Source organism: Mesorhizobium sp. M8A.F.Ca.ET.208.01.1.1 (assembly GCF_004791315.1).
In the GTDB taxonomy this organism is placed as follows: Bacteria; Pseudomonadota; Alphaproteobacteria; order Rhizobiales; family Rhizobiaceae; genus Mesorhizobium.
Genome location: NZ_SRUT01000074.1, coordinates 1 through 402, shown reverse-complemented (window position 1 = coordinate 402; position 402 = coordinate 1). Strand labels below are relative to the sequence as shown.

Below are 402 nucleotides of genomic sequence, written 5' to 3'. Positions count from 1 at the left end.
GGCCATCTCGGACGACCGGAGCGGGCCTGGCGGGCGTTCTCGCAATGGCGCAGTTCCTGGCTGTCGCGCGAGGGGGTCTCATCGGTGGCGACTTTCATCCCGGCGGGACTGTTCGGCATCGGCTGGGTGTTTTTCGGCAAGGGCGGCGGCTGGGTGGCGGTCGCCGGCCTGCTTGCAGCGGCAGGTGCCGTCGTGACTGTTTGCACCACGGGCATGATCTACGCCTCGCTGAAGCCGATCGCGCAGTGGCACAGCCGCTATACGCTACCGGCCTATCTTATCTTCGCGGCGATGACCGGGAGCGTTCTGGCGAACGCCCTGCTTCAAAGCTTCAGCGCCGGCTCCAGCGCTATACTAGAGCTCGCTCTGCTTGCCACGCTCGCCGGCTGGGTCTGGAAGCTC

Annotated in this window: 1 protein-coding gene; it reads left to right on the top strand. The window is 66.4% G+C overall.

Features of this window, described 5'->3' with window-relative positions; all coding sequences use genetic code 11:
• The coding region (locus tag EN851_RS34345; RefSeq protein WP_189587336.1) for a DmsC/YnfH family molybdoenzyme membrane anchor subunit at window positions 1-402 on the top strand (402 nt) is incomplete at both ends.